This window comes from Acetobacter sp. DmW_043, from assembly GCF_002153485.1.
In the GTDB taxonomy this organism is placed as follows: Bacteria; Pseudomonadota; Alphaproteobacteria; order Acetobacterales; family Acetobacteraceae; genus Acetobacter; species Acetobacter thailandicus.
Genome location: NZ_JOMN01000057.1, coordinates 1 through 2,236, shown reverse-complemented (window position 1 = coordinate 2,236; position 2,236 = coordinate 1). Strand labels below are relative to the sequence as shown.

Genomic DNA, 2,236 nt, shown 5'->3' with positions numbered 1-2,236 from the left:
CTCTTTTATATCAATTTAAATTTTATAAATTTTCTGACAACTGCTCAGCTTCAATCAAAGCTTTTAGACGCACATTAATAATATCAGGCAACGAAAATTGTTCTTTATTATAGTTACTATCCCCTGTGATATGACTAAGAATTAACTCATCATGCATATCACCCATTAGTCCGTTAATAGTCGCAAGGAAGATTGATAAAGCATCAAGCTCCTTATTTGGACGAATAACTCGTAACGTATCCACATAAGCTGTACGACGGCTTATAATTTTACGAAGTGAATGAAATTGATGTCCTGTAACTTTTTGATCAAAATTTAGGACGTCAATAATTTTTTTTAATTCGTTTTTCTGAAAATTTTTAAAATTTTCGGGTGTGGCAGGTTTAAAAGCTGCAAGGCGTTTTAAGGTCTGCCTAAATAACAATGGGTGTAAAACACCCCATAAAAGCAAAGCTTTTCTAAAAGTTTTAAAGCGTTGTCCGTTACGAAAGGCATCCTGTAAAAAACCCATCTGGCAGGTTATAAAATGTAACTGCCATGGATATATATGACGTCTATCAAAATTAGAGCACCCAAAACGCATATGTTTAAACTGTGCCCGAATTTCTTTATAAAATTCCTGTTCTTCAAAAAGAGCTTTCCGTCTTAATGCTATTTTTATGAGAATACGGCGAAACTCCTGTAGTCTCGATCTTCGCGCCAAAAGTTGCCATGTTATACGATAACACTCTTCAAGCTCTTCCTGATTACATGCGGTATTAGCCTGATAAGGATACGTTGCGTTCAGGTCTATATCATCATCCACCATAATGTTATTAAAAAGGGTGGTAATCAGGTTCTCTGAAGCATAAGGAATATCAGGCTGAAACGGCATATGGGGCATCCGGATAGTAGAGCAAAAATGATTTAATTGGATAAAACAAGATGTCGACCTCGCTTCATCTTCTTACAAAAACACGATTTTCAACCAAAAGTCGATATCTCTTAGAGTCTGCCTCAAAAAGAGGTTTGAGTAATTTTTCTCAGTATTCTGCGGACATGAGCGATAATGAGCCATGCTGTGGCAGATGCGATAGTTTTTTCGAAGTCCTTTGCGAGGCGTCTGTTTCGCTATCGTGCCGGCATCCCCTGGCGTGATCTTCCAGCCCGTTTCGGAGACTGGAAGAACATTCACCGGCGTCTGCGCCGCTGGTGTGAAAGTGGTGTTACTGAGCGGATTTTCCGTTATCTGACGGCCGGTCATGACAATGAATACATGATGATAGACAGCGCGATTGTCCGGGCGCATCAGCATAGTGCCGGAGCTCTCAAAAAAGAGGCTCGGATCAGGCTATCGGACGATCACGAAGCGGACTGAGCACAAAGATCCACGCCATCTGCGATGCCCTGGGCAATCCGGTGGAGATCAATCTCACACCGGGGCAGGATGCAGATATCAGCCAGGCAGAACCGATGCTCGAAAACATCGATCCGGATGCCTTCCTTGCTGACAGGGCGTATGACGCAGACAGGTTGATCGACCGATTGACAGAGCGCGGGATTACCCCTGTTATCCCGCATAAACGCAACAGAATGACACGACGAGAAACCGACTTCGCTCTTTACAGGGAGCGTAACCTTGTCGAGAGGTTTTTCAATAAACTCGCATTTTTATATGCGATACCCGGATAGTTTAAAAATGACGTTTATCGAGGTTTTCTGAATTCTTCAGATTTTTTATCTGACAAAACAGATTTGATACTGAAAGCATGCCACGCTATAGCCAGGCAGAACGTTCTGGAACATCAGAGAAAATCAGAGTATGGCCTATTTCACGTGTAATTTAATGCACATATTTCTACCTTTCAAAGAAGTAAATTTTTCCTTATCATCGCTGCATACGATGATGACGACGAAGCGGGTATCGGATTGATGAAGGAGGAAAAAGGAAAAACAGCATTCTCACGCATTATGAGCAACACAACCGTGATTGTTATCGGAAAAGTGCTCAACGCTATTTGTAGTTTTATTTTTATTCCGTGGACTGTACAAACTATTGGCCTGAACGGTTTTGGTCAGCTTTTGCTGATTACTAGTTATCTTATACTAATTTCTGACATTACACATTTACACTCATGGCAGCCTCTGGTTCATTATGGAACCTTATCATTAAAAGAAAAAAAATATAAAAAATTCAATCAGATACTAACATTCTGTATGCGGGCTGATGCGCTAAGTGGTCTGACAGGTATGATTG

1 protein-coding gene and 3 pseudogenes are annotated in these 2,236 nt (G+C 40.9%); 2 read left to right on the top strand and 2 right to left on the bottom strand.

Annotation, left to right across the window (positions count from 1 at the left end; genetic code table 11):
- Positions 1-22: 22 nt before the first annotated feature.
- Positions 23-874, bottom strand: a complete 852-nt coding sequence (locus HK11_RS11350; protein WP_086555450.1) for a hypothetical protein — start codon at positions 872-874, stop codon at positions 23-25.
- Positions 875-996: 122 nt separating this feature from the next.
- A pseudogene (locus HK11_RS12240) lies at positions 997-1,110 on the bottom strand (IS5/IS1182 family transposase); the annotation flags it as partial.
- On the opposite strand from HK11_RS12240, the pseudogene HK11_RS11345 reads away from it, so the two are divergent.
- Together HK11_RS11345 and HK11_RS11340 are read left to right on the top strand one after the other, a co-directional pair.
- Positions 1,103-1,662: pseudogene (locus HK11_RS11345) on the top strand (IS5 family transposase); the annotation flags it as partial. The pseudogenes HK11_RS12240 and HK11_RS11345 overlap by 8 nt on opposite strands.
- A 249-nt stretch (positions 1,663-1,911) precedes the next feature.
- Positions 1,912-2,236: pseudogene (locus tag HK11_RS11340) on the top strand (lipopolysaccharide biosynthesis protein); the annotation flags it as partial.